Below are 7,091 nucleotides of genomic sequence, written 5' to 3' on the forward strand. Positions count from 1 at the left end.
CCATTTAAACCGGATTATCGGGAACGGTAACAATGCCCTGTCCGGCCTCGGCTCAATTCTAAATAAGGAGGATACAAGAGCGTTCAAAACCATAGGCGCAGGCGTTTTTTCAATCAGATGGCAGGAACAGCTGCGGACCTGTTCCAAAGCTGGGTGGGGCCGTTTCAAAGTGAGCCCGTTGCACAACCATGCATCACATCTCAGATTTCCTCTGATCTGGCACCGGCGCTTTTAGCCCTGGAGGCGGAACGGCTGGGGCTTGATCCTGAAAAAGACAAAGAAAAAATAGAAAATTTCGTTTTGCACGCCCTGGGGCGGCCCGGCATGGAAGATAAGGCAGTATGATATTTTAAAATAGAAGACAATGTAACAGGAGAAAAAAGGGCGGATTGAAGGACTGGTAATCAAACGATCCGCCCGAACCTGACGCAACCCGCAATCTTAACTAGAGGAGGTTTTATGGAAAGGTTTGGAGAAGGATACCTTGAGGAGCGCAAGCTTGTCAAGCGATGGGCCGGCCCGGTCCCCGCTGTTGTCAGCCTTGTTTTCACGCTGGCGATTTTTTATGCGACCTGGTGGATTTTTCAGGATCCCCGGGGGATTATGCGGATGTACACGCCATATGTCGGCTATATGTACTGCCGGTGGTGGCTGGTCATGATGATCTGGATGGTCTATATTTTTGATTACTGGCCCTTTAACAGAAAGTGGCTTGAAAAAACCCATCCGCTGGTCAAGGGGCCTGTGCTCACCCTGATCTCCGTGGTGATTTTACTCACACTTATAAAAGGGTTCTTTGAGGCATTTCTGGGCAACTTCGGGCTGGCCTATTTCAATCCGGCACAGCTTGAGAAACTGCCCGGTGTGACCAGCTTTTTTGCGGCAGAGTATGCCTGCCTGGCCATCCTGATGTTTGCTGCCATTGCCTCCTGGCTTTCACCTTCCTGGGTGGTTGCCATGGAAAGCGCTCCCTGGCAGAAACTGCCCCAGCCGGCCAGGGGATTTTCCATTTTAGTGCTGACCTTTTTTATGTCTACAGTGGTTTATTTTGTGACCATGCACTCCCACATGGGTATTTTGTACCACCCCTGGCAGTATTTTACCTCCATTGCACCGCCTTACTGGGGGGACTTTGCCGATACCGTATCAGGCAACTTCCACATCTCCTGGATCATGTGCTGCACCGTGGTGGTCTGGCTTGTGGAGACCATCTGGGAACGCTATCCCTTTTGTATGATTAAAAACGACTGGGCCAGGCGGATTGCCACCTTTTTGGGAATCATCCTGATTGCCGTTGCCATGCATTTTTTCCTCTATTTTGCCCAGGAACTGACCTGGGGCGAAGCGATCAGGGGAACCCGCCGGGATTTTGCACCGGACTGGAGATGGCTGCATGTGGGTGAAATGGCCATCTTTTTCCTGGTTCCCTCTCTGTTTCTGAACTTTTACTGCGACAATTGGCCGGAAAAGTTCAGCCTGCCGGTGAATGTGGCCGTTCGAACGGTTGTCTGCCTTGTGGCTGCCATACTTTTGTATATTGTTTACTACAAAATCTCCCACGTTTTCCTGGGCACCCAGAAAGGGTTTTCCCATCCCCAGCAGTTTCCCATGATTCCAACCATATGGCTGATAAATATCTGGCTTGCCCATCACTGGTTCATGGACAACTGGCCGGCATGGAAAATGGTGCCTAAAACCCAGGACGAGATTGCACAGGATCACGCCCGGATGAAACAGAAAATTGCCCAGGTTCAGGTGACGCCCAAATACGTGACAGGTGTGGGCTTCGGTTTAGCCGTTGGTGTGGCTGTCTACGCCGTGTTTGTTATGATGCTGCCTGCAATGTACAAGGCCATTGATATCATACCTAAATAAAATTAACAGGAGAAGGCAACATGTCTGAAAATATACAACGAAGGGACTTTCTAAAGGGTGCGGTTACCGGAACGGGTATTGGTGCCCTGGCTGCCATGGGACTGTTCTCGTATTCCGGAATGAGGAAAAAGCTTTTTCCCCAAAAAGGGAGAAAAATGGTTGATATCGGCGCCTGCAGAAACATCAAGGTGACCAATATTTCGGAAACCAGCTGGTTTGACAACCACGTACTCATGGGCGACATCAAAGGTGCCGGGGGCCTGCTGGTGAACCAGTACACCTATAACTGGCCGCCCTTCGGCAACGGCACAGGCCTTGGCAAGGGATCCTATGAAGCAGGTATCCAGCAGATCAAAGACCTTATTCCCCATGACCTGGACAAGGCCTGGCAGATTATTGCAAAAAAATCAGTCAATCCGGAAAACGCCGGCGGATACGCCTGTCTGCTGGAAGTTGAAGAACTTTCCGGCAACAAGCGTAAATTTTTGCTGGACTCCGGCTGGTCCTATAAATGGATGGATGAATGCTTTAAGCGGGAAGGGATCGACAAGATGCTGGAAAATCGGGAAATCGAAGCCCTGTTTATCTCCCATGAGCATTTTGACCACTACTGGGGCCTGCCTGTAACCCTGAAATATGACCCCACAATCACCATTTATATCCCTGAAGGTTTTTACCCCGAAGGAAAGAAGTATATCAAGGATTCAGGGCACACCGGCAAGCTGGTGGAGGTCAAGAACGGCCTGTATAAACACATACCCGGTATGGCCACCTATGTGTTCCCGGTACCCATCATCTGCAGGGTTTACGGAGAACAGTCCATATACTTCAATGTAAAGGATAAAGGACTTGTTTCCGTGACCGGGTGCTGCCACCAGGGTATCATCCAGTTTGCGGAAACGGCGCACAACGAGCTGAAGTATGAAAAGGACCAGTTCCACGGCATATACGGCGGGCTTCATATCTCACCCTTTGAGGATTGGGATCCCAAGTATGACGACCTTGTGATCTCATTGAGAAATTACGGGTTTGAACGGATCGGGTGCAATCACTGCACCGGCGTTCTGTGTGCCAAAAAGTTCATTTCTGCAGGCTATCCCGTTGTCGAAGGTTCTGCACGGTTCCGTTCCAAAGATAAAGCCTATCTTGGTAATGGAGATGTCATTACCTTCGGATAGATTGTTTCAACTGTTGTGTCCAGGGGATGGGTCCTCCCTGGACATCTTAATTTTTTAAGGAGACCGGGAAATGACTCAAACATATCCTGCCTGCAGGCTTGACACCCTTTTGCCGCCTTGTGTGGTGAATTCGCCGGAACTGGCTGGCTATGAACTAGCAAGGGCTGTGCTGATCCGGTCAACATATATCCCGGGGATTCGCCACCGCCTGGGGTGGCGCGGTATTCACGAATCCATCACTCCGGGGTTGCGTCCGGGCAGTCTCACCGCAAAGGTCCATGACCTGCCGGGTGTCTTTTCCTTTTATCCCGTTGACCCGGATCCTTGCCATGCAGCCCGGTTTCTATTGAGCTATTATCCTGGACCGGAAGAGGCTTTGGTGGAAAAGTATTCCATTGAAGCAGGCATCTGTGCCCTGGCCCCGGATTATATGGAGAAAGTCAGAAATTTCGTTGACCACGATGATTTTGCAGGACTCTTTCATATCGGTTGCGTTGAGTGCCTGAAATCGGATCATGGCATTTTTATCTCGTTTCAAGCCCTGCACCGCCTGGGGTGGATTGCTGAAAAGGGCATTGAAATAGAAAATGAAAACGGCCTGTTTCAGGCTGTAGCCCCCGGGGGCATAGATCAGGATCTGCCCGCCTTTGATATTTGCATGGCATTTTTCAAGCCGTTGGCCGCCTCCTTTTCCTACACCCTTGGTGCAGTTCCTTCCTGTTTTTATTCCCGGACGCGGAAAAAAGAAAATAGGCGCTGCTTTCTTGAAACTGAAGAGCAGCGATTAACACTTGGCTATTTCAGTAACCCAGAAAAATCCTGTGTGCCGGACTGGGAAGATTCTTTCACCAATATCGCCTGGACCGGCCAGATGCCCTTTCCCCGCGCTTTTGAAAATGAACTGTGGTGGACCCCGGGTCTGACCGGGACCGGCAGCAGCCTGGACAAAAAAGCTGTGGGTCTCATGACCAAGCCCAGGTTTATTCTGCTGACAGGATTTCTCGGCACGGGAAAAACCAGTTTCCTGGACCATTTTATCCAGGCCCAGACCGCAGCCAACAATTTTGTGGCGGTGATACAAAACGAGATTGGCGAAAAGGGACTGGATGCGGCCCTGCTGGACCAGACCTATGCCGTTACCCAGATGGACGAAGGCTGTGTCTGCTGTTCCCTGGCGGGTAATCTTCGGGCCGCGCTTTCCGATATCCTGGACCGGTTTGCGCCTGATTTTATTGTGCTGGAGACCACAGGCCTAGCCAATCCTGCCAATATCCTTTCAGAACTCCAGGAGCTTGACGATCTTTTTGAGTTCGGTTCCGTCACCACCCTTGTGGACGGCTCACAAGGCCAACACACCCTGGAACGCTTTGGGGTGGCAAGGGATCAGGTGCGTCTGGCAGATGTAATCCTTGTCAATAAATGCGATCTGCCGGGAGCTGACCTTGATGGCATTGAAAAACAGATCCGGCAGCTGAACCCGGTGGCAGCGGTCCGCCAGACCATTCACGGCGCTGTCCATCCCGGCGTGCTTTATGGGGCTAATTTTCGCAATTCCCCGCGCCGTCCGCTTTTTTACATCCCGGGCACCCATGCCACCCATGAAGACGACCAGATAGAAACCCGGCTTGTTACCCTTGATCACCCCATTGATGAGGCTGAGCTTAATGCCCTAATCAAGGGGGCAGGAGAGCAGATTCTCAGGGTTAAAGGCATTGCCCGGTTCAATGGCCGGTCCGGGCCAATGGTCTTTCAGTATGCCCCCGGCACCTGCCGGATCACGCCCTTTGCCGGAGAAGAGACAGGGGATCATTTTCTGGTCTTTATCGGCCTGAACCTTGAACAACACGTATTTCAAAAAGGGGTGTTGGCATGAACGTGGTTGCCCAGGGCGGCATGATGATGTGGCCCTTGATCGTGTTATCCATCCCGGCGCTTGCAATTATCCTGGAAAGATGGATTTTTTTTATCTGCCACCCCTTTCCGGTGAAGGGCGCGGCATCAACACCGCCTGAAACCCCCGGCGTGTTTGCCCCTTTTTTTGACGCACTTTTCAGCGACGAGTCCGTTACGGAAAAAGAGAAGAAAACAACACTGGCAGCCAAAGAAATTTTATTCTCCTTTAATAAAAGCATTGATTTCTTGTCCACCACTGCTACGGTTGCGCCGCTGTTAGGGCTTTTAGGAACCGTGGTCGGCATGGTTCAGGCCTTTTCAAAACTGGCTGGCTCCCATGCCGGCATGGATATTGGCCTGCTTGCCGACGGGATCTGGCATGCACTTTTGACCACTGCGGCAGGCCTTGTCATTGCAATTCCAGCGCTGTTGGCCCACCAGTGGTTCACCGCCAAGGTCCGTCAACTTGCATTTGAAATGGAGTGCTATGCCAACAGGATCTTATAATCATGATTCAGCTGACTGATCCGGTACCCAAACCGGCAAAACCCGATATCACGCCCCTGCTCGACGTTGTATTTATCCTGCTGATTTTTTTTGTGGTGTCATCGGTGTTCACCGTCCAGGGGATTAAAATGGATCTTCCCCAGGCGTCCACGGTCACACCGATTTCAGGTCCTTCACATCGAATCCGCATCATGAAAGATAATACCCTTCGTTTTGATGATCAGTTGATCGATATGCGGGAGTTGTCCTTTAAACTGAAAAACATCAACACAACACGCAATGGGCGGTCTTCTGCCCGGATTATCCTTGAATGTTCTCCCCTTGCCCAGGTCGCTGTTTTTATCAAGACCGCAGATATGGTCAAGACCGCCGGATTTGAAGACCTGATTATCGCAACAACCAGGCCATGGAAACCATAGAGGGATAAATGTCGGCCGCCCATCTTAAAATTTGCTGCCTGATGGTTTCATGTTTTATCCACTGGATTCTTCTGGGTGCCTCTTTTCCCCAGAGCTTAAACTCTTACGGCAATATCGACCTGACACCCTTTAAGATCAGCCGGGGGAGAGCCTGGGTACAAACATCCTTTGCCCTGCAGCAGCTTATTGAACAGGCAGCCGATTCAGCAGACGGCACAGACCCAGACGGCCAGGGCGGCGAAAATCGCAGAAAGCAGATTTTAAACCTCTATCTGAAACAGGTCACAGAAGAGATCAACCGGTGCAAGTTTTTATCTCAAGATTTGGATAAAGATCAGATGAAGCGGCTGATCGGGAATGCGCAATATGCGTTTTCCATAGATGCCGCCGGAAATTTTTACGGGATTCACATGACAAGAAGTTCCGGAAATCCTTTGATCGACAAGGCCTCGAAAACCGCAATCATCCTTGCCGGCCAAAGGGTGAAACGCCCCGGAGAAACCGGCACCGGCCCCATTACCCTGAAACTGGCAGTAAAGTTTCAATACGGGTTGTGATCCTTGGAATTCTGAATGAACCCAAGCTGGTGTATTTTGTCAGACTCCCCTTTAACAGGACTTGGGATATTTAAACCGGAGCAAAACTGAATATCCACAGGCGGCGAAGCCAGTTTATCCTGTGAAAAATTTTTTCCTGGTCCCGGTCCAGCCCCTGCACGCATTTTTGATTCCACATTTTGTAAAGACCGGAATAATCAATTAAGAATAAAAATTTTTTCAGCCAGCCCGGAAGCAGATTTACCAGAAATGCGGATTGAAAATCAATAATGCCGGGCGACCCGTCCGGCTGAATAATCCAGTTGCCCCCGCGGCGCAGGTCAAGATGTACGACCCCTTTCCCGTGTATGGTACGCAGCAGTTCTTCACAGGCAGTAAAATAGTCAACGGGCAGAGCATGGTCCAACTCTCCGGAACCTAACACCATGCCGTCCATATAATTGTACGTTAAGCTGCAAAGGGATTTTCTGGCATAGCCCAGAGGAATTCCGGCAATTCCTTTCAGCCGTGTGGAAATAAAAAGTTCTCTTTGTGTTAGAAGAATGCCGATGGTCCAGCGAACCACAGGGTGTTTACCTTCAAACCCTTTTTCCACCCATTGGCGGTGGTCTTGTGAACACAGAAAAACATCTGCGTTGGCCCATCTTCCTTTATGAATCATT

At 50.5% G+C, this 7,091-nt stretch carries 8 protein-coding genes; 7 read left to right on the forward strand and 1 reads right to left on the reverse strand.

Annotated features, from left to right (window positions below):
* The first annotated feature begins 117 nt into the window (after positions 1–117).
* The 7 genes from AB7U36_RS15025 (at position 118) to AB7U36_RS15055 (ending at position 6,429) form a co-directional block, all read left to right on the forward strand.
* Positions 118–345: a hypothetical protein gene (locus AB7U36_RS15025; protein WP_428160539.1), complete on the forward strand. Its 228-nt coding sequence runs from the start codon at positions 118–120 to the stop codon at positions 343–345.
* 114 nt (positions 346–459) lie between these two features.
* Positions 460–1,875, forward strand: coding sequence for a hypothetical protein (locus AB7U36_RS15030; RefSeq protein WP_428160540.1), 1,416 nt, complete (start codon positions 460–462; stop codon positions 1,873–1,875).
* Positions 1,876–1,895: 20 nt separating this feature from the next.
* Positions 1,896–3,053 (forward strand): MBL fold metallo-hydrolase, encoded by a 1,158-nt coding sequence (locus AB7U36_RS15035; RefSeq protein WP_428160541.1) that lies wholly within the window; start codon positions 1,896–1,898, stop codon positions 3,051–3,053.
* Positions 3,054–3,123: 70 nt separating this feature from the next.
* Positions 3,124–4,926 carry a CobW family GTP-binding protein gene (locus AB7U36_RS15040; RefSeq protein ID WP_428160542.1) on the forward strand — a complete coding sequence of 601 codons (1,803 nt, stop codon included), beginning with the start codon at positions 3,124–3,126 and terminating at the stop codon, positions 4,924–4,926.
* The gene (locus AB7U36_RS15045; protein ID WP_428160543.1) at positions 4,923–5,453 is read left to right on the forward strand and encodes a MotA/TolQ/ExbB proton channel family protein; all 531 of its coding nucleotides are present in this window, start codon (positions 4,923–4,925) and stop codon (positions 5,451–5,453) included. Before AB7U36_RS15040 ends, AB7U36_RS15045 begins: the two co-directional genes overlap by 4 nt.
* 2 nt (positions 5,454–5,455) lie before the next feature.
* Positions 5,456–5,872, forward strand: coding sequence for an ExbD/TolR family protein (locus AB7U36_RS15050; RefSeq protein WP_428160544.1), 417 nt, complete (start codon positions 5,456–5,458; stop codon positions 5,870–5,872).
* A gap of 8 nt (positions 5,873–5,880) precedes the next feature.
* Positions 5,881–6,429: an energy transducer TonB gene (locus tag AB7U36_RS15055; RefSeq protein WP_428160545.1), complete on the forward strand. Its 549-nt coding sequence runs from the start codon at positions 5,881–5,883 to the stop codon at positions 6,427–6,429.
* A 70-nt stretch (positions 6,430–6,499) separates the two neighbouring features.
* Here AB7U36_RS15055 and AB7U36_RS15060 read toward each other — a convergent pair.
* Positions 6,500–7,091: hypothetical protein (locus tag AB7U36_RS15060; RefSeq protein ID WP_428160546.1), on the reverse strand; the 592-nt coding region annotated here is incomplete at its 5' end.

It is taken from the genome of Desulfobacter sp. (assembly GCF_050177295.1).